15 protein-coding genes and 4 pseudogenes are annotated in these 18,762 nt (G+C 57.1%); 9 read left to right on the top strand and 10 right to left on the bottom strand.

All coding sequences use genetic code 11. The annotated features are described in order from the left end of the window. Window positions 1-9: 9 nt before the first annotated feature. The 5 genes and pseudogenes from ACRQ5Q_RS11840 to ACRQ5Q_RS11820 form a co-directional block, all read right to left on the bottom strand. Complete coding sequence (locus ACRQ5Q_RS11840) at window positions 10-1,044, bottom strand: ABC transporter permease (protein ID WP_439397920.1); 1,035 nt, start codon at window positions 1,042-1,044, stop codon at window positions 10-12. Next, entirely contained in the window at window positions 1,041-2,579 is a 1,539-nt protein-coding gene (locus ACRQ5Q_RS11835) for a sugar ABC transporter ATP-binding protein (protein WP_439397918.1), read from the bottom strand. Before ACRQ5Q_RS11835 ends, ACRQ5Q_RS11840 begins: the two co-directional genes overlap by 4 nt. 38 nt (window positions 2,580-2,617) lie before the next feature. Continuing rightward, window positions 2,618-3,709, bottom strand: coding sequence for a substrate-binding domain-containing protein (locus tag ACRQ5Q_RS11830; RefSeq protein ID WP_439397917.1), 1,092 nt, complete (start codon window positions 3,707-3,709; stop codon window positions 2,618-2,620). An 87-nt stretch (window positions 3,710-3,796) separates the two neighbouring features. Then, the gene (locus ACRQ5Q_RS11825) at window positions 3,797-4,810 is read right to left on the bottom strand and encodes a sterol desaturase family protein (RefSeq protein ID WP_439397915.1); all 1,014 of its coding nucleotides are present in this window, start codon (window positions 4,808-4,810) and stop codon (window positions 3,797-3,799) included. 641 nt (window positions 4,811-5,451) lie between these two features. Continuing rightward, window positions 5,452-6,364, bottom strand: a pseudogene (locus ACRQ5Q_RS11820) (DDE-type integrase/transposase/recombinase); the annotation flags it as partial. Between the two features lie 20 nt (window positions 6,365-6,384). Between ACRQ5Q_RS11820 and ACRQ5Q_RS11815 the strand changes: the two are divergent. From ACRQ5Q_RS11815 to ACRQ5Q_RS11800, 4 genes are all read left to right on the top strand, one after another. Then, window positions 6,385-6,591, top strand: a complete 207-nt coding sequence (locus ACRQ5Q_RS11815) for a hypothetical protein (protein ID WP_439397913.1) — start codon at window positions 6,385-6,387, stop codon at window positions 6,589-6,591. A 32-nt stretch (window positions 6,592-6,623) separates the two neighbouring features. Continuing rightward, a complete protein-coding gene (locus ACRQ5Q_RS11810) occupies window positions 6,624-7,910 on the top strand; it encodes an NAD(P)/FAD-dependent oxidoreductase (protein ID WP_439397912.1) in 1,287 nt (428 codons plus the stop codon). Window positions 7,911-7,917: 7 nt separating this feature from the next. Then, window positions 7,918-8,769 (top strand): sugar phosphate isomerase/epimerase family protein, encoded by an 852-nt coding sequence (locus tag ACRQ5Q_RS11805; protein ID WP_439397910.1) that lies wholly within the window; start codon window positions 7,918-7,920, stop codon window positions 8,767-8,769. Window positions 8,770-9,180: 411 nt separating this feature from the next. Continuing rightward, the gene (locus tag ACRQ5Q_RS11800; protein WP_439397908.1) at window positions 9,181-9,537 is read left to right on the top strand and encodes a MocE family 2Fe-2S type ferredoxin; all 357 of its coding nucleotides are present in this window, start codon (window positions 9,181-9,183) and stop codon (window positions 9,535-9,537) included. Here ACRQ5Q_RS11800 and ACRQ5Q_RS11795 read toward each other — a convergent pair. Beyond that, window positions 9,534-10,769: an NAD(P)/FAD-dependent oxidoreductase gene (locus ACRQ5Q_RS11795; RefSeq protein WP_439397906.1), complete on the bottom strand. Its 1,236-nt coding sequence runs from the start codon at window positions 10,767-10,769 to the stop codon at window positions 9,534-9,536. The genes ACRQ5Q_RS11800 and ACRQ5Q_RS11795 overlap by 4 nt on opposite strands. 103 nt (window positions 10,770-10,872) lie before the next feature. On the opposite strand from ACRQ5Q_RS11795, the gene ACRQ5Q_RS11790 reads away from it, so the two are divergent. The 3 genes and pseudogenes from ACRQ5Q_RS11790 to ACRQ5Q_RS11780 all read left to right on the top strand — a co-directional run. Then, window positions 10,873-11,835, top strand: coding sequence for a LacI family DNA-binding transcriptional regulator (locus ACRQ5Q_RS11790; RefSeq protein WP_439397904.1), 963 nt, complete (start codon window positions 10,873-10,875; stop codon window positions 11,833-11,835). Between the two features lie 284 nt (window positions 11,836-12,119). Continuing rightward, window positions 12,120-13,577, top strand: a complete 1,458-nt coding sequence (locus ACRQ5Q_RS11785) for an IS4 family transposase (RefSeq protein ID WP_439397375.1) — start codon at window positions 12,120-12,122, stop codon at window positions 13,575-13,577. A gap of 132 nt (window positions 13,578-13,709) precedes the next feature. Next, a pseudogene (locus tag ACRQ5Q_RS11780) lies at window positions 13,710-14,699 on the top strand (IS4 family transposase); the annotation flags it as partial. Window positions 14,700-14,767: 68 nt separating this feature from the next. Here ACRQ5Q_RS11780 and ACRQ5Q_RS11775 read toward each other — a convergent pair. Further along, window positions 14,768-15,501, bottom strand: a pseudogene (locus ACRQ5Q_RS11775) (IS110 family transposase); the annotation flags it as partial. A gap of 222 nt (window positions 15,502-15,723) precedes the next feature. On the opposite strand from ACRQ5Q_RS11775, the pseudogene ACRQ5Q_RS11770 reads away from it, so the two are divergent. Continuing rightward, a pseudogene (locus ACRQ5Q_RS11770) lies at window positions 15,724-15,925 on the top strand (integrase core domain-containing protein); the annotation flags it as partial. Window positions 15,926-16,142: 217 nt separating this feature from the next. Here ACRQ5Q_RS11770 and ACRQ5Q_RS11765 read toward each other — a convergent pair. The 3 genes from ACRQ5Q_RS11765 to ACRQ5Q_RS11755 all read right to left on the bottom strand — a co-directional run bounded on the left by ACRQ5Q_RS11765 (window position 16,143) and on the right by ACRQ5Q_RS11755 (window position 17,865). Next, window positions 16,143-16,853, bottom strand: coding sequence for a hypothetical protein (locus ACRQ5Q_RS11765; RefSeq protein ID WP_439397902.1), 711 nt, complete (start codon window positions 16,851-16,853; stop codon window positions 16,143-16,145). Between the two features lie 42 nt (window positions 16,854-16,895). Beyond that, window positions 16,896-17,240: a DUF4365 domain-containing protein gene (locus tag ACRQ5Q_RS11760; RefSeq protein ID WP_439397900.1), complete on the bottom strand. Its 345-nt coding sequence runs from the start codon at window positions 17,238-17,240 to the stop codon at window positions 16,896-16,898. Window positions 17,241-17,496: 256 nt separating this feature from the next. After that, window positions 17,497-17,865, bottom strand: a complete 369-nt coding sequence (locus ACRQ5Q_RS11755; RefSeq protein ID WP_439397898.1) for a hypothetical protein — start codon at window positions 17,863-17,865, stop codon at window positions 17,497-17,499. A gap of 54 nt (window positions 17,866-17,919) precedes the next feature. Here ACRQ5Q_RS11755 and ACRQ5Q_RS11750 point away from each other — a divergent pair, with 54 nt between their 5' ends. After that, complete coding sequence (locus ACRQ5Q_RS11750; RefSeq protein WP_439397896.1) at window positions 17,920-18,429, top strand: hypothetical protein; 510 nt, start codon at window positions 17,920-17,922, stop codon at window positions 18,427-18,429. Window positions 18,430-18,762: the final 333 nt, after the last annotated feature.

Raw genomic sequence — 18,762 nt, 5'->3', positions numbered from 1 at the left:
GAACTGAGTTCAACGCCGGCGTGGGCCGAGCGTGTAACTCATCAGCAACGCGACCACGAGCAGCACTCCCTGAACGAAGCTTTGCGCGTAGTACGGGAAATTGAACATCGTCAGCCCGTTGATTAGTATGGCGACGAAGACCGCGCCAACCAGCGTACCGACGGCATTCGGTTTGTTGGCGCCAAGCACGGCGTATCCCACGAGCGCGGCGGACACGGCCTGCAGCAAGTACGCGTCGCCCACGTTGACGTCGCCCCGGTTGGAGCGGGCCGCTAACATGACTCCGGCTATTGCTGCCAACGCGCCGGAGATCAGGTATGCCGCCATGCGATAACGCGCCACGCGGATGCCGGCCGCCGCGGCTGCGATCGGATTGCCCCCAACGGCGTAGAAGGCCCGCCCCCACCGCGTGTAATTGAGCAGCACGATGACGACGATGAAGATCAGACCTGCGACCAAGACTGACGCCGGGATACCGAACAGCCGCCCACCACCCAGCCAGCCGAATAGCGGCGAGAACTTGCCCGGAGCGACATTGCCGTTGAACGACATACCCTCCGCGATCGACTGGCCCGAGACGCCGAGCAAGGTCAACCCGTTGATGAGGAACAAGCTGGATAGCGTCGCTACCAGATCGGGGATGCGGGCGTAGACAATGAGAAAAGTGTTGAACAGGCCGACCGCGACGCCCGTCGCCACGGCGATCAGAATCGCTGGGACGCCACCGAGGTCGCCGATCACCATCCCCGCGGCTGCCGCCATCACCGCAAGCGACATCGACGCTCCTACGGACAGGTCGAATCCGCCGACCGTCATCGAAACCGTGGTGCCAAGCCCGATCACCGCGACCACCGAGGCCGCTTGCAGGATAAACATCGCATTGGCGAACGTGCGGAAGAACGGCTGCTGCCAGGAGAAGACCAGAATCATCAGCACCAGAACGGCCAAAAGCCCGTAGCGGTAGATGAAGACTTTCAGCTTTTCCGCGCTGCCGCGGGTGGATCCAGGCTCGGCCGGCTGCGCGAGCGAATTTTGGATTGTCATTGAAGGGTGCCCCCACTTACGCCTTGCCGAGTTGCACCGGTCCGGCTCATGATTTCGGAAAGCTCTTCGGAGCTGAGCGCGTCGGCCATAACTTCGCCCGCGATCGCTCCTTCGACCATGATGAGTACGCGGTCGGCGACCTCCACCACTTCCTCAGGGTCCGACGACGAGACTACGACCGAGTTGTACTCCGAGAAAGCCCGCAGCGCCTCCGAGATGATGCCGCGCGATCCGATGTCGATTCCCCGGAACGGTTCGTCGAGAATTAGAAGTGACCAGCCGTGCTTGAGCCAGCGGCCGACTAGCAGCTTCTGCTGATTGCCTCCCGACAGCGCCTCGATGGGGGCATCCCAGCCGGGACACTTGACGTTGTAGTCACGGATAATATCCCGGGTGAATGCCGCTTCTTTATGCTGGTCGATGAAGCCATAGCGGCTGAAGAATCCCATTGCGCCGATCGAGCAATGCTTCGCCAAGCCCTCGCCAGGGAAGATCGATTGCTTCGCGCGCTCCTCCGGCACCATCGCCACGCCCCTCGTCAGCGCATCGGCTGCGTCGCGCGGCTTGAAGGGCCGATCGTTGAGCAGCATCTCGCCCGAAACCAGCGGCATAGCACCGTAAATCTGTTCCAGAAGCTCGGTCTTCCCGGCACCAACGAGCCCGGTGATACCGATCACCTCGCCTTTGCGGAACGTCAGGTCGACGGGCACCGCATCGGGCCGCACACGCAAGCCACGTCCGACAAACACCGCCGCCTGGTCCGAGCGGCGGATGACATGTTTCGCCGACAAGATCAGATCTCCGAGAATTGATGTCGCTATCGCATTCGTATCGAGCGGTGACTGGTGCTCGGAAACGATCTGACCATTGCGCAAAACGACTGCGCGGTGGCATAGTTGCTTGATCTCGCTCATGCGGTGCGAGACGTAAAGCACCGCGATACCGCGCCGCTTGAGGTCCGCCACCGCCTCGAACAATTTTTCCGCTTCACGCGCCGACAGCGTCGAAGTCGGCTCGTCGAGGATCAGCAGCTTAGGGTTCTTCACTAGGGCGCGCGCGATCGCCACCTCCTGCCGGCCGCTTGCTGACAGCTCCTCCACCGGAGCTTCCAACGGTAGCTTGAGGCCCAACTTCTGCTGCACCTGCCGCGCGCGATCCATGACGCTGCGACGGTTGAGAAAGAAGGGCGAATCGGTGGTCGAGAGCTCGTCGAGCAGCAAATTTTCTGCCACTGTCATGCCGAACACCACAGCATCGTCGATGTTCTGGTGAACGGTCGCGATGCCGCAGTCACGTGCTTCGGTCGGCGAGCGGATTTCGGTCCGCTCGCCCTCGATCAGGATTTCGCCGGATGTGCGCAGGAAATTGCCGGAGAGCACTTTGATGAGCGTGGACTTGCCGGCGCCGTTGGCACCGAGCAGACCCAGCGTCTCGCCCGGCATGATCGAGAAGCTCACACCCTTTAGCGCTTGCGTGGCACCGAAGCGCTTGGTGATGTCGCGGAACTCGATGAGGGCTCTCGGTCGCTCGGACATAGGGCAACCTCCAGCGAGGCTTTCCTGCGCGGACCGACTCATTTCACCTTATCCATCCAAGGCGCCTTCGCCACGTCCGGCGTCTTCAGATCCGGAAAGACCGCACCAAGCTGTTCGATGTTCTCGACTTTGTTCGTGCGCAGCTGTTCCTGAGTGATGACCAGCGGCGGCACGCTCAGCGTGTTGCCGACGAGGTCACCAGCAATCCTGGCCGCGGCCACCCGCAGTACGACCGAGCCGACATTGGACTGGCTGGTGGTAGCCGTGACCGCCCAAGGACTGTGTGGCTTCGTCATTACCGCGATGTCGGCAGTTGAGATGTCCATGCCATAGGCCTTGACCTTGTCCGCCAGACCGAGTTCGCTGATCGCTAGCGATGCACCTTTGGTGAACTCATCATACGGCGCGACGATCGCCTTGACGTTTGGATGGGAAGTCAGCGCTGCCTTGGCCTGATCGGCCGTCTGGGCGGCAGTGTTGGCGTTGACGACGCCGATCGTCGCTACCGTATTGACGCCAGGGTTGGCCTTCAGGAATTCCTTCCAGGCCTCATTGCGCAGATCGAGCGCCTGATAGCCTGGCACATAGACATAGATGACGTCAGCCTTTGCACCGTCGCCGCCGATATGCGCCTTCAGACCATCAAGGATGCCGGTCATCATCAGTTTGTCGCCCTGATCAACGGTGATGACCTTGTCCGACGGTTCGACCGAAACGTAGTAGGTCACGACAGGAATATTGGTGTCGGCGGCCGCCTTGATGCCGTCGCGCAGACTATCACCAAACCCCCAACCAATGACGATCGCGTCCGGCTGAGTAGCTACGGCCTGCTGCAGCATCAATGCCTGCTTTGCATTGTCGCCGTCGGCGTTGTAGACCGTCAGCTTGACGCCGAGCTTCTTCGCTTCAGCCTCAACGCCGGCGATCCACTCCTGATACACGTCGCCGGTGTTGAGTTGGCGGACGACCGCGATCCTAACCGCGTGATCCTTGAACTTTTGCGGGACTTCGGCGTGCGCGTCCGACTTGACTCTGATCGGAGTGGGCTTGTCTGCGAACGCTACACTTGTAAGGGCGATCCCCGCGACGCCTGCAAGAAATGCGCGACGAACAATCTTTGTCACTATCATAACGTTTTCCCCTTTGCTGTTATTTGGTCACGGAGTTCCCCATGCGACCGAGTTCTTCAATAACCTCCTAGGGTATGTTGAGCGCCCTCAGGCTTGAGCGTCCTTCTTGGCGTAAGCTTCGGCACGCCGTTTCATACGAAGCTTTAGACGCTCATCGGCCTCAGGGCTGCCGTCGTGAAAGCTGCCGAACCACTTGTCTAGCGGGACCGCCCCATCAGCGTAATTCACCTCGAAAAGCTTGTGGTGAAGATAATGAGCGTAGATTCCAGATTGGACGGTGTGCTCGCCCCCCAGCTCGGTTCGATCGAAACCGGTATGGCCAATTGCTGGAGCGAGGCCCACGCGCATCGCCAAGGAAAGCATATGTATTGGATGGGAATTGAAGACAGCGATCAAGAAGATGCCAGAAAAATACAGGATGTGTTCGACCGGGTGCATCGCTAATCCCGACCAAGGAGCCACGTTCGTATTATTGTGGTGCAACGAATGAACGTACTTGTAGAGGAGACGAGTGTGAATCAGTCGGTGAACCGCGTAAAAGTGGACCTCACTAATGAATGGGACGAGTAACAGCAGGACGATGAACCATATTGGGTTGCCTGACAGGGTACTGAGAGGCACGTAGCCGTTGGCATAAAGATAAAACGCTGCGACCTGATATGCTGTAAAGACCGGAACGCCGCTCGTTAGCGTCCAGAAAATATTGTCCAAAGTCTGTTGGCCGAAGAGGAAAACAGATGCTTTGGCCGTGGGCCAACGCGGGTTGTACTTGAAGCGCGTCTCCTGCCGGCGCAAAACGTAGAGCCAACAGTGCCAGGCGCCAAACCAAAGGACGACAATGGCATAGTTGAGGAGAACGAGATAAAGCACCCAGCCGATCTCGAGTGTCTTCATTTGTTCAAGAGACGGCGCAAGGAAGTGCCAGTAGCCGATCCCGAACGCGATAAACAGCAGGTTCCAAGGCAAAAAGTACTCTGGCAACCACTTTATCACCGCGATGGGTTTCGGAGGCAACGTGAACAATGGCCCATAACTGATGAGCTCCTTAGGCACGTAGTGACCAAACTCATCGCGACGGCCGAATTTAGTTTCCTCCATCATCGCTTCCTCCTGCGTGCAAGCCACCCTATTTTCTTCAATATACGGCAGAGCGTTGGATGGCTCGATGGTTAGGTTGATTGAAACCCATCAAAATGTCGAGCTATGGCTTACTGCATCATCGCCACGGCCGCTAAACGCTCGTCGTCGCACGGCTCGTCTGCTCCCCTGCACGCTGCGTATAGCGGTCGAGAGTATAGATTGCAGATCCGCAACTGATGCAGCTTAGCGTGCTCGCTATCGAAACACCCTTACACCAGATCACTGCCTTTCGAAACGCGATGCAGCATCTGAGCGGCCACAACGGATTACGCCGGGCGCCACTTCGAGGTGACCGACTTCGCCGCGAGCCGGTCGCTTGCACTATTAGCACCGAATCATGTTGTGCACTGATCACAGCTTCGCCGGCGACGAACTTTGGCGTCTTGCTCACAACGGACCACACGACTTTCACGGCCGCAGCCGAACTCTTCCCAACTTCGACCACGGCGCCGCAATGTTCGCGTTGTGTCCGTCGTCAGATAATTTGAGACCGCTCATGCATTTCGAGAAGGGAGGCTTCGGATCATCTTGGGTTAGAGGTTAAGCGACCTGCAGTCGATGCCGGAAGCGACGGATTGCGATGGTCTCGCGCTTGATGCGCTCAGCAAGATGCGGTTCTTCAAGGTCCGATGCCAGTGCCCTGGGTCTGGCGATGATATGGCGCACCACGCACATGCTGTATGTCCTTGCCCTTCAGCCAGGTCGCCAGATCATCCGCGACGTAACTTGATCCGTTGTCGCTGAGAAGCCGTGACCGCTGCTTTATATTGATGTAGCCCAGGCCTGAGGCGACAAGCGCCTGGTCGAGCGTGGCCGTAACGTCGGAGGCGCACATGGTTGGGCCCAACCTCCACGCCACGATATAGCGCGAGAAGTCATCGAGCACTGTGGACAGATAATACCAGCCCCGGCCGGTGATCTTGAGGTAGGCGAATTCAGTCTGCCAGAGCTGGTTGATCGCCGTGGTCTTGTCGTTGAACTCGTTGGCCGCCTTGATCACCTCATGGGCGGGGCTGGTGCCACCCGCACGGTAGCGATCGTACCACCGACAAAATGTGGCTCGCGGGATGCTGAACTTCTCCAGCGTGCGTCTGGCAGGCAGATGTGATTGCTCGACCAGCGCGATGATCTCGGCCTTCGCGGACGCAGGATACCTCATGCCTCGTCCTCTCCAGCCCCGCTCAAACTGTTTTTTAAGAAGCGGTTCTCCAGGGCACGATCGGCGACCACCTCCTCCAATTCGGAGGCTTCACGACGAAGATCCTTGACCTCGCCGGACGTGGCTGAGCGGGCAGTGTCGCCCCCCAGGGCGGCGTTTGCCAGCCTCAAGGAACTCCTTGGACCGGCCATAGTACATCGAGGCGGCACAGGTCGGAGATATTCTCCTCGCCGCGCAATCCTTCCAGCACAATACGGATATTCTTTTCCGCTGAAATACTGCCCACGTGCCTGGCGTCGGATGTCCTTCAGCACTTGTTCTGCCGGGGCTTTGCCCGGCCCGCATTTCTGCTTCAACTTCAGTCCGTACGGCTACCATGAACCAGAAATCCTCCTTTTATGAAGTCCTTCTTTTGGTCTCAGAGGCGCTGATGGCGAACACGCCACACTACATGGCGTTGATCCTACGCCGGCAGGCCGCCGCCTCGGGGCGGGTCGGAGTTGACACGAGCGAGTCCACAAATCGTAAACCTGATGGAAAAACATCAGGTTCAGAATGGCATAAATCAGATGTCGGCGACTAACCTCCAAGCTCGTACAGTTTGGATATGATGTGATGGCTCGAAGAATTGTCATAGTTGGTGCTGGACATGCTGGGACGAGTGCAGCTCGTGCACTACGGGAGCATGGGTCGTCCGACGAGATTGTACTACTAACGGAGGAACGGTCCGCGCCTTATGAGCGTCCGCCTCTGTCCAAGTCAGTCCTTACACAAGAGGAGTGCTTCAGCGGCGTAGCGGCCCTTGCCCCAGGTTGGCTTGACCAGAACGGAATTCTTTTCCGCTCTGGGGTCAGAGTGCAAGCAATCGACCGGAACGCACAGCGCGTTACCCTCGCTGGAGGAGATCATTTTCGGTATGACTACCTCCTGCTCGCGACGGGAGCAAAAGCGCGTTTGCCACAGTTGCCTGGCGTCGGCTCGAAAGGAGTGATCGCGCTGCGGTCGTTGGATCAATCCGCCGTCCTCCGAGAGAGATTGGTGCCAGCACGAAGGCTTGTCGTTATCGGCGGAGGACTGATCGGGTTGGAAGTCGCGGCTTCTGCCCGGGCAAGAGGTGTGGACACAACAGTTTTAGAAAAGGCCCCCGCTCTGCTGTCTCGCGTGGTGCCGACTTCGACGTCAGAGAGAATCTTAGAACTGCATCGCCTCAAAGGCACCAAGGTCTTCCTCGGGGCGGACGTGGAGGCGATCATTGGTTGCGACATGGTCGAGGGCGTGCGACTTAGATCAGGACAGGAATTCGGAGCCGATACGGTTCTCGTTGCTGTTGGCGCGGATCCCGACGTCGAATTGGCGCAGAAGGCGGGCCTAGCCACCGACGACGGCATTCTCGTCAATGAATACCTCCAAACTGCAGACTCTCGGATCTTCGCCGCCGGAGATGCAGCAAGATATCCGGCGTCGACGGGTAAAGACACGATACGATTGGAGGCATGGAAGAATGCGCTGGACCAGGGGGCCACTGCCGCGCTGAACATTTTGGGACGAAAGGTTTCCTATAGGGCAGTTCCTTGGATGTGGTCTGATCAGTTCGACAAAGTATTCCAAGTTGCTGGCGTTCCGAACAAATCGCAAGTCGAGGTAAATCGTAGTTTAGACGATGGGGGTATAGTAACGTTTCTCCTAGACAGATTTGGCGTTCTAGAGGCCACGGTAGCGTTCGGTAGCCTATCGCAAGTAGCAAAGATCGTCCGAGTCGCGACCTCGATAATTGAGAGGCGCCTTCGCCCGTCGCCTTCCGTGCTGCAGGACCCAAGCTACGATTTGAGAAGGCTCTTGCGGTCAGATGCCGCCAACGCCCATTCCACGCATGAAGCCGCACTCTCAGCAGTTAGAAGGTAGAAATTACATGAACACCATCCTGTTCTTTCAGTCCCTTTGGGCCATGGAGTTGCGAAGCACGACGGAGCCAGAACGCAGGCTTGAGGAAAACATCCGAATGATCAAAGATGCCGGCTATGACGGCGTTAGCGCGGATTGGCGAAGCCGGGAGTACGTACGCGAGCTGCATGGCCTGTTGAAGGCGAATGGGCTGACAGCCGAAGGTCAGTGTTTTCCGAGAACTATCGATGAGCTCAAGCCGGTGCTCGAAAATGCAACGGAATTTGGTCTTCATCATCTTGAGATTCAACCGGATGTACGGCCACGTCGCTTGGATGATTGCATCCCGCTTCTAGAAGGATGGCTGCGGCTTGGCGAGGAGGTCGATTTTCCCATCTATATAGAGACGCATCGCGACCGGATGACGACCGACCTGTTCTTTACACTCGATCTACTTGAACGAGTTCCCGATCTCAAGCTGCTGGGGGACATTTCGCACTTCGTTGTTGGCCGCGAGTTCTCATGGCCAATTACCGAAGAAAATCACAGCTACATCCATCAAGTTTTGGATAGGTGTTGGGCGTTCCACGGTAGGGTAGCAAGTCGCGAGCAAATACAAATTGAGATTAGCTTCCCGCAGCACCAAATGTGGCTCGACCAATTCTTAGAGTGGTGGGGCTATGGCTTTAGGAGTTGGCGCCGGCGCGCGGCCGAGGGGGAGACATTGGCGTTTACTTGTGAGTTGGGACCGAGACCGTACGCGATAACCAGTCGAGACGGTGAAGATACAACGGATCGCTGGAGCGAAGCCCTAATGCTTCGAGAATGCGTCAGGAAAGTTTGGGACAAGTCCCGAGGAAACTTGGAAGACAACGCATAGAGCACAACGTCAGTCCTTGGACTAAAGAAAATTACAGCCCCTACTGCGCGGCTGCGGCTGACTGACGACTGAGAGGTACGGGTCTAGATCAAGGCGACCGCAATTTGTCCTATCGTCGATTCCACGCTCCGTGTGCTAATCGAGGTGGCCTCTTTCTATTGACTTGAGCTATGAGAGCGCGGGCTTGGTCGGCATCGGTTGGGGGGCGGGACCGGAAGCGGCGCAAGGATGGCATAATGAGAAAACCAAAGATGCAATGAGGTCGAGGATTACGCGGGAGATAGAGGTCAACCATCAATGATGGCCGCGACTTTGGCACTGATCGATCAACGAGTGGTTCGATGTCAGGCGCAGAAGTAACAGCGCGAGTTCTTCAGCAGTATTTCCAAAAAAGAGGAAGAGAGTTTCAATATGAGCCTAGAGTTTAACATGGTTGATGACACCGCTCGAACATGGGTGTTTGCGTGCAAGGTAGATGATATTCGGCTTCAGGACGTGCGTCGCTGGGAGTTTGACGGACATTCTTACGCAATATTCCGCTCCCCGAAGGGCGAAATCTTCGTAACAGACGATATTTGCACTCATGAACACGCCCACCTGTCCGACGGTTATGTTGAGGGCCACACGGTGGAGTGCCCCCGTCACTCTGGACGGTTCAGCTACATGACGGGAAAGGCACTTGGTGCTCCGGTATGCATCAATCTGTGTACGTACCAGGTGAGAGTCGTGGATGGAGGGGTCAATGTTTTGGTACCTCGACGGGCTTAGTCCGCAACGACCTCTAACTCGGCTCCGTCAAGCGTGACGGAGTTGCAGATGGTGCGTGAAGCAATCAGCTGACGCGTTTTTCTGAGCTCTCGCCCGATGAGCGCCGAGGGTCCGATGGCGGTGGCGCCGACGAGCCGATCAATTGCGTCGCAGTGAAGCAAGATCGAGCTTCCAGAGGCTGTCTGTTTTCGCCTTGTCGACGTGCCGAGATGAGGTAACCCCATTATTTGAAGGGAGAGGTCGTACTGGTCAGACCAAAAGAATGGGACTGACGGCGCCGTGGCTTCTTCGCCCAGCAGTACGGCGGCCAGAATTCTTGCGTGATCCTCCGCGTTTTGCCACGATTCCAAACGTATGTGCCGTTGGTAAAGTGGATGCCAGAAGGCGGCGATGTCGCCACAGGCGAATATATTCGGATCAGAGGTACGGAGCTGCTCGTTGGTTTTTACGCCAACGTCGATTTCCAAGCCGGCGTCAATCGCAAGGGATATCTCGGGTTCAACACCAACGGCAACGACGGCGACACTACAGTCAACGACATCTCCATTGCTGAGAACAGCGCGCTTTAGGCTACCATGGCCATTGGAACCGAACCTCTCGACCATGGCCCCGTACGTCAATTGCACACCAGCGTGGAGGTGCGTCTCGGCCAGGCGATCTGCGACCAGTCGGGGGACCAAGCGAGAAAGCAGTCGGTCGGAAGCTTCGATCACTCTTGGTTGCACGCCGCGCTGTGCGGCAGCGGCCGCGACTTCGAGGCCGATGAATCCGCCGCCAACGACGGCCACTTGGTTTGATGCCAGGAAGTGCCTGGAAACGTTTTGAGCATCAGCGTAACTGCGAAGGCTAAAGACGCCGCGGAGCTGACTTCCTCGCACCGAAAACTCGCGAATTCGAGAGCCGGTAGCGAGAACCAGCCGGTCGTATCCAATCATTCTACCGTCGTTAAGTCGGATATTTTTCCGGACGCGATCAACATATTCAACGGTGACACCGAGATGAGTCTCTACACGCCCCCAAACTGCGTCGTCAGGCTTCCACAGAACGCAGTCATCGAGCCCCCTGGTGCCCAGGAGAACTCCTTTAGACAGCGGAGGTCGTTCGTAGGGATGGATAGGCTCGGCCCCGACGAGGGTCACGCGGACGCGATCGGGACCGCGAGACAAGAGCTGCGCCAATCTGCCGCCGGCGTGCCCTCCTCCAACGATGACTATTCTGCATCGCTCGGTCATCAGTTGTAATCCTGTGCATCCATGACATCTTGGTGCGAAGTGCCGTGTTGACGTGCGGTGGGCTATCATAAACGAACATACTGCAAACCGAAAGCCGAAGCGAATGAAACCTGGGCTGAACGAAGTGGCCAAGCTCGCTGGCGTCGGAATTGCAACGGTCGATCGCGTCCTCAATGAACGAGCCAATGTATCCCCAAAGACAGCGCTGAAGGTCATCGAAGCTGCTCGTCAGCTGGGGATCAGTCGAACCCTTCCATCGCCCCATCGTCGGCTTTTTCGAGTCAAAGTCATAATGCCTTCGCAGAGGACGCCCCTTCTGCTGCGGCTTGCCCGAGCGTTTGAAAGCCAAATCGCGCAAACTACAAAATCCCTTGTGATCGAACGCGTCCTGTTCGACGAAAGGCAAGCGGAAGCGGTCCCGAGTCTGATCCGCGCCGCCAAGGCGGATGCGGTGATCGTGTACGGACCCGAGACAAATCAAATGATCGACGCGATTGCTTCGGTAACCTCATCGGGGACCCCTGTCATTACTCTGGGATCGGACCTGCCGACGACGCCACGATTGGCCTATGTCGGTATTGACCACTACAGAGCCGGCCGAGCTGCGGCGTTCTTCATGTCGCGGATGGTCAATCGAGGAATCTATCTAGCGGTCTGCTCCAATCTGAAATACCGAGCGGACGCCTCTAGGATTAGCGGATTTCGAGACGGTCTGAAGGCAGAACTTTCTTCTCCGATACACGTCGAGATAATGGAGGGCGATGAGTGTCCTAAAGGAATGTCCAAGGACCCTGTCAGCGGCATCTACGTGGCGGGATCAAAAAATGGGCTTGCCCACACAGTGGCACCGTGGTTGGCCAGAGCACCAATCGTGATCGTGCACGACCTTAGCGACGAGGTCAGACAGATGATGAAGACCGGCGTCGTTGCTCTGGCGATCGATCAGAACCCGGAAGAGCAAGCATCGAGGTCGGTAGCTCTTCTCTTAGCCCGCTTCGGCCTAACGGCTCACGCGCCCGAGGCCGGGATAGTATCGTTTACCGTCCACACGAAATACAACATCTAGGACCGTGCAGTATCCAGAGTCCTGCGAGGGCCGCTCTTTTTCATCGCGACCGGCACGTTCTGCGCGCTAGCGGCAATGCTACGTTTGGCGCGGCTGACGAGCTGCCCTCGGCCCAAAGGCGCCCGAACTCGCCGTGGGCCAAGCTTGATGGTATCCGTCCGGTGAAGCTTTCAATTACCCATAACTTTGACCACTCGGCCTGATTTGCTGATCGGCGAAATCTTGAGTCGAAAGAATCACTTGTGATTCCTTGCTGAGCACCTGATTCGCGAGGGGGGTGCTCTATGGGGCTGACATTAAGGGATCGATCGGCAAGAGGCCGGTTGCGATCCTTGGAGGGTGAATGTTGGATTGATCGAGAGACTAGTGGATGCGAGTTTAGGGACGCGCGGCTGGGCGACAGATTCCGCAAGCTGCTCACGCAGATTGGAAGCGCCATGGGACAAAGCATTCCGCTCGTCTGCCAGGATTGGGCGAATACCAAGGCAGCCTACCGCTTCTTCTCTAATGACCGGGTCAGCGAAGCGGACATTCTGGCCGGCCATTTCCAATCGACAAGTGATCGCGCCGCAGCCACAAAAGGTCTCGTTCTTGTGCTGCATGACACAACCGAATTTAGCTATCGGCGCGAAAATTCCGAAGCAATCGGCATCACCAAGAGCATAAACAGTGGATGGGATAAGGCGGGGCGCCTCAGATCTCACACGGTTTGCGGCATCCTCATGCATTCGAGCCTCGCAGTTACAATCGAGGGTGTGCCGCTGGGGTTGGCGGCCGTTAAGTTCTGGACCCGGAAGAAATTCAAGGGGACGGCAGCGCTTAAAAGGAAGATCAATCCGACCCGGGTTCCCATCGAGAAAAAGGAAAGCGTCCGGTGGTTGGAAAATCTCAAGCAGTCTACGCAACTCTTGGATCATCCGGGACGATGCATCCATATTGGTGATCGCGAGAGTGACATCTACGAGCTCTTCTGCGCAGCGCAGGAGATCGGAACCCATTTCCTGATCAGGACCTGCGTCGACCGCTTGGCTGGAGACGGGGATCACACGATCGCTGACGAAATGGACGAGGTCGCCGTCAAAGGGCTCCATCGCATCGAAGTCAGAGACAGCAACGGCGATCCCGACCAGGCCATTCTTGAGATCAGGTATCGCAAGATTCGCGTCCTGCCGCCGATTGGAAAGCAGAAGCGCTATCCCGCTCTGACCCTGACGGTGATCCATGCCGAAGAGCGCGGAACGCCGAAAAACAGGAAGAAGATCGATTGGAAGCTGATCACCGACCTGCCTGTTGGTTCCCGCACCGACGCCATTGAGAAGCTGGAATGGTATGGTTTGAGATGGAAGATCGAGGTGTTCCACAAGATCCTCAAATCGGGCTGCAAAGCTGAGGAGTCGAAGCTCAGGACCGCCCAGCGTCTGACCAATCTGATCTCGCTCTTTTGCATCCTGAGTTGGCGGGTCTTCTGGATGACGATGCTCAACCGTTCCGCCCCAGACGCGCCGCCAACCCTCGCGTTGACTGCGACTGAAATCGGCGTGCTCGATCGCCTCGTCAACGATAAACCAAAAGCAAGACGCAAAACGCTCTCGCACTATCTGATCAAGATTGCCCGACTCGGCGGTTACCTCGCCCGTGCCAGCGATCCGCCGCCCGGCAATACGGTCATGTGGCGCGGGCTGTCACGCCTCACTGACATCGCACTGGGCGCCATGGTCGGAGGAGAATTTGTGGGTAATTGAAAGCCGGTGAAGCTTTCAATTACCCATAACTTTGACCACTCGGTCTGATTTGCTGATCGGCGAAATCTTGAGTCGAAAGAATCACTTGTGATTCCTTGCTGAGCACCTGATTCGCGAGGGGGGGGGTGCTCTATGGGGCTGACATTAAGGGACCGATCGGCAAGAGGCCGGTTGCGATCCTTGGAGGGTGAATGTTGGATTGATCGAGAGACTAGTGGATGCGAGTTTAGGGACGCGCGGCTGGGCGACAGATTCCGCAAGCTGCTCACGCAGATTGGAAGCGCCATGGGACAAAGCATTCCGCTCGTCTGCCAGGATTGGGCGAATACCAAGGCAGCCTACCGCTTCTTCTCTAATGACCGGGTCAGCGAAGCGGACATTCTGGCCGGCCATTTCCAATCGACAAGTGATCGCGCCGCAGCCACAAAAGGTCTCGTTCTTGTGCTGCATGACACAACCGAATTTAGCTATCGGCGCGCAAATTCCGAAGCAATCGGCATCACCAAGAGCATAAACAGTGGATGGGATAAGGCGGGGCGCCTCAGATCTCACACGGTTTGCGGCATCCTCATGCATTCGAGCCTCGCAGTTACAATCGAGGGTGTGCCGCTGGGGTTGGCGGCCGTTAAGTTCTGGACCCGGAAGAAATTCAAGGGGACGGCAGCGCTTAAAAGGAAGATCAATCCGACCCGGGTTCCCATCGAGAAAAAGGAAAGCGTCCGGTGGTTGGAAAATCTCAAGCAGTCTACGCAACTCTTGGATCATCCGGGACGATGCATCCATATTGGTGATCGCGAGAGTGACATCTACGAGCTCTTCTGCGCAGCACAGGAGATCGGAACCCATTTCCTGATCAGGACCTGCGTCGACCGCTTGGCTGGAGACGGGGATCACACGATCGCTGACGAAATGGACGAGGTCGCCGTCAAAGGGCTCCATCGCATCGAAGTCAGAGACAGCAACGGCGATCCCGACCAGGCCATTCTTGAGATCAGGTATCGCAAGATTCGCGTCCTGCCGCCGATTGGAAAGCAGAAGCGCTATCCCGCTCTGACCCTGACGGTGATCCATGCCGAAGAGCGCGGGACGCCGAAAAACAGGAAGAAGATCGATTGGAAGCTGATCACCGACCTGCCTGTTGGTTCCCGCACCGACGCCATTGAGAAGCTGGAATGGTATGGTTTGAGCTTGCCGCGTCGTGAAGCCACACGCTGGAAGAATGCACGCAGCGGCCCCGGCGAACGGGCTACAGCCCATGCTGCTTCCACGACCATTTTGCGAGCTTGGCCGCGGTCCTGCTTGGTGATCTTGCCATGGTAGGCGAAGCCCTCGCCACACTGCCTTACGCTCGGTTTAGCCCAGGTGGCTCACCAGCCTGGTCGGATCGGCGCGGCACGCTCGTCGGCAGGTACCATCTGGGCGGCGATCTACCTGCGACCGTTGCTCCCTACAAGGTTGAGGTGTGGACAGGGAGGAATGAGGTGGGCGTCAAGGATCGACTAAATGAGGTTGTTCAAGCTTACCCGCTGACGCACGAGCTGCGTACGGCGCGCAACTTGCCGACGCAGGGCCATAGTGCGCTCATTGGGTACCCAGATCTCCGGAAGAAATCCGGTGGCGTACAACTTCGCGAGCACGGCGGCATCGATCGCATCCGTCTTGATCTTTGCGTGCGCGATCAACGGCACCTGCTTCGGGTTAGCGATGACAATACGGTCGACATACGGCGCCAGAACTTCGACAACGGCCGCGGCATTGCCAGTCGCCTCGACGACACGTGATCGTCATGGGTGAGTTCCTTCCTGGCGAAAGCCTCCAAGCTTTCACGGGTCATGGGAATGCGGCCGAGCGTCGTTAGATGTCCCTCGCGCAGCGCCACCGCCTGCGCCGCCACGCGATGGCTGTCCATGCCAATGATGCGCATCTCTCCGTCCATGGTCAGTGCGAAAGGGAGCTGCGGGCACCACGGCAATTACGGATCCGCGCTCGCAGCGCATCCGGGCTAGCCGCAGTCGGCCAGATAACGACCTCGAACTCGCAGTTCATGTCAGTGCGACGGCCTGCCCGCCCTTGCGTGCTCCCGCGGTATACGCTAATGGGCCAAATCGATTCTGGAAACCGGAACACCGGCTACATCATGCCGGGTAATGCCTTCATGGAGGCCTTCAACGGCCGCTTCCGGGCCGAATGCCTCAACGCCCACTGGTTCCTGCCCTTGCGGACGCTCAGCAAAAAGCGGAGAATTGGCGCAGATACTACAATGAAGAACGGCCCCACGGGGCATCGGCAATCGACCGCCGATTTTGCTGCAAAACCATGTCGGCGAAACCAGCCCGCCAACGTGCTGAGAGGCGCAACTCTAGTTCTTCGGTTTCGCTACATCTTCGGGCCGGACTCTAACTCCATCTGGAGGGGTGGTCGGCGTCGTCACTTGAGCCTTGAAGGCGGCACCGCGGATCAAGCTTACTTCAACCCGCTGCCGTTCCGCGCGGCAGCCTAACTCTGGCAGAACCTCGACTTATCGACGCGGAATTGCAGTTCAGACGACCGAGACCAGCTCACTTCTTATTCTGGTAGGGGCAGTTGCCAGTCCGCCCGCTCGTTGATGTATTTCTTGTAGGCCGGGTGATCGAACAGGTGGAACACAAAGATTTGGTCATGCCACTGCGTTGGTGCGTCAAACTTCCAAGACAGTCCGTTTATCTTGGCAATTTTCCGCGCTGCGTGAGCATCGTTAAATTCCCGGATTGCCAGAAGTTCCCCGACCCATTCGCAGTGTATTTCATCAAGATCACCGACGATATCGTCAAAATAGCAGAACGTCCGTGGTAGAAAGTGAGATGCAGCCGAGTTGAAAAGGTTTAGTGCCGGCTTAGTACTTGTATAGAGGTCGAGATCGAAAGATACAAAGCCGATAACAGGCGGCGAATAGCGTTCGATAAACGTCAGAACCGTCTCGCCCACGTTGCCGATTATAAGGGTGGCTCGCTTTAATTGAGGCTCCAATTTAGCCCTATCCATTTTGAAAAAACCGGCGCGCCAGACGTATGGCGAATCTCGGTAATCGTCAGACGGTGGCAAGCCTGTTTCGAGATCGAAGCCGTAGAGTCGGAAGCGGACCCCCGTTTCAGCCTGAAGACTCTCGGCGAGTTGTTCCATCTGCAGCAGTCCCATACCGCCAGCGACGCCAAACTCGATAGCGGCGATTTCGGGAATTTGGAGTGCCTTTGCTTGCCTCGCGGCTTGCCTCATTCCGAAAAGATAATTCGGGCGCATGCGTAGTCCTCGCTTCTGGGCATGGGCAATCTTTGTGGCGGCTTAATCCTGCCACCAAGCACAGCTCCTAATGTACTCAGATCGCCCCATCGGGACACCCCTTAGCGTTGGTAGGTTCGCCTTGTCGAAGACGACCTTGCGGGACTTCCGGCGCGCCGGATCCGCAAACCACTCCTTCAGCCATTTCCAGTAGGCCTTCCGCGTCTTCAGAGCCACAACGATCAGCAGGACGGAAGCCGTGCCTTTGGTCCAGTATTCGATGTCAGCGTCGGCGCGCGCGAATTCGAACGTTCCTCGGTCTCCACCTGCAGTCATTTGCGCTCGGTGGCCTTCCCCCTGGACCTTCAGGTGCAGGTTGCCGATCTCGCCCGTCTCGGCGTCACGCAACTCGATGAAGCCGTCGATCCCCGCTTCGACGCCGCCGCCGGTCGGATAGAACGAACCCCATCGAGAGAACGATCCCCTCGATGAGAGACATTCCCTGCTGCCCTATGACATGGCTTCCGATCTCTTGATGGCCTTATGTTGGCGCGCACATTCCTGTCCATTGCTCGACGCCGGTCCTGCACTCCTTCGCCGGTTGGCGGCGATCATGCGGATCAACACCCGCACTGTCCTTATGCACATCCATAAGGACAGTCAGCTACGCAGCCGCCCTTTTGACAAGGCGGCCTTGCTCGGTTGCTCGGCTTACGATTACTCGCATTTTTTCGGTCAGAGTTTCGCTCCCGTTGCGACATCGATGAGTCGCGATAATCCGCGCCACATGATCGATTCCATGGCGGCGGATCGTTGGCGCGGGCGAGATAGCCGCCGAGGCTGGCGATCTTGATGAGATAGCGCGACAATGTTTTTCGTGGTGTGCTGACTGGCTTCCTATTTTTGGCGAGCAGATCAAGAAATTGGATTTCAGCACAAATTCCGGTGAGCCATTTAGCGCTGAACGATTGAGCATCGCCATCCAAAAAATGCGCCAGCTCACAATGCACAATACCGCGATCAGATCCGTCAAGGCTGAGCAGTCCGCAGTTGCGAGTTCTCTGCCCTACAGCCGGATTTGAGTATCGTGTGGAAGATCTCGACCTTCCAGTGCAGGGAATACCATTCGAGTTTCTCGATCGCATCCCGCGCGATTGCATCGGAACAGGACTTTCCATTTAAGTTTCTTTCTGTTCTTTGGCGTTCCTCTTTTCATCCGCGTGGATCATTGTCAAAAATCGAAGCTGGATACCACGAGTGCTTGCCGAATACGGATTTTACGATACCGGATTCCAAGAACAGCCCGGTCTGGATTGCCCTTGCTATCCTGGACTTCGATCCGGTCGACACCTTTGACCACGACCTCGTCCATTATCGTTGCAATGGTATGATCGCCATCGCCTGCCAGGCGATTGACACAGGTCCTTACCAAGAAATGCGTTCCAACCTCTTGGGTGGCCCAAAAAACCTCATAAACATCGGCCTCACGATCACCGATATGGATGCACTGCGATGGCTTCTCGAAAAGCTCCGTGGATTCCTTGAGTTTCTCCAGCCACCGAATGCTCTCCTTGGCTTTCAATGGGGATCCGTGTAAGGTTGACCTCGCGCTTGAGCGCAGCGACCCCTCTGAATTTTTGTCTGCTCCAGAACTTCACGGAGCTGAGCCCCAGTGGAAGCCCCTGAAGGGTCACCGCCAGGCTCGAATGCATCTGCATCAATATTCCGCAACTCGTGTACGTTTGCGGTTTTCCGTCCAATCTTCGGAAGTTGCTTTTAGTCGAGCGTCCTGGAATTCGAAAAGCGCTGCTTCACGGTCGCGTCAGACGTCAACCGATGCGCCTCCTCATCCCGGGCGCGTGAAGTCAGTCCCATAGAGCACCTCTTCTCGAATCAGGTACCCATCAAAGAATCACAAGCGATCCAGGCG

Origin of the sequence: Bradyrhizobium sp. PMVTL-01 (genome assembly GCF_051861855.1) — a bacterium.
Lineage (GTDB): Bacteria > Pseudomonadota > Alphaproteobacteria > Rhizobiales > Xanthobacteraceae > Bradyrhizobium.
The sequence above is the reverse complement of the archived record's forward strand: the minus strand, read 5'-3'. Positions and strand labels throughout refer to the sequence as shown.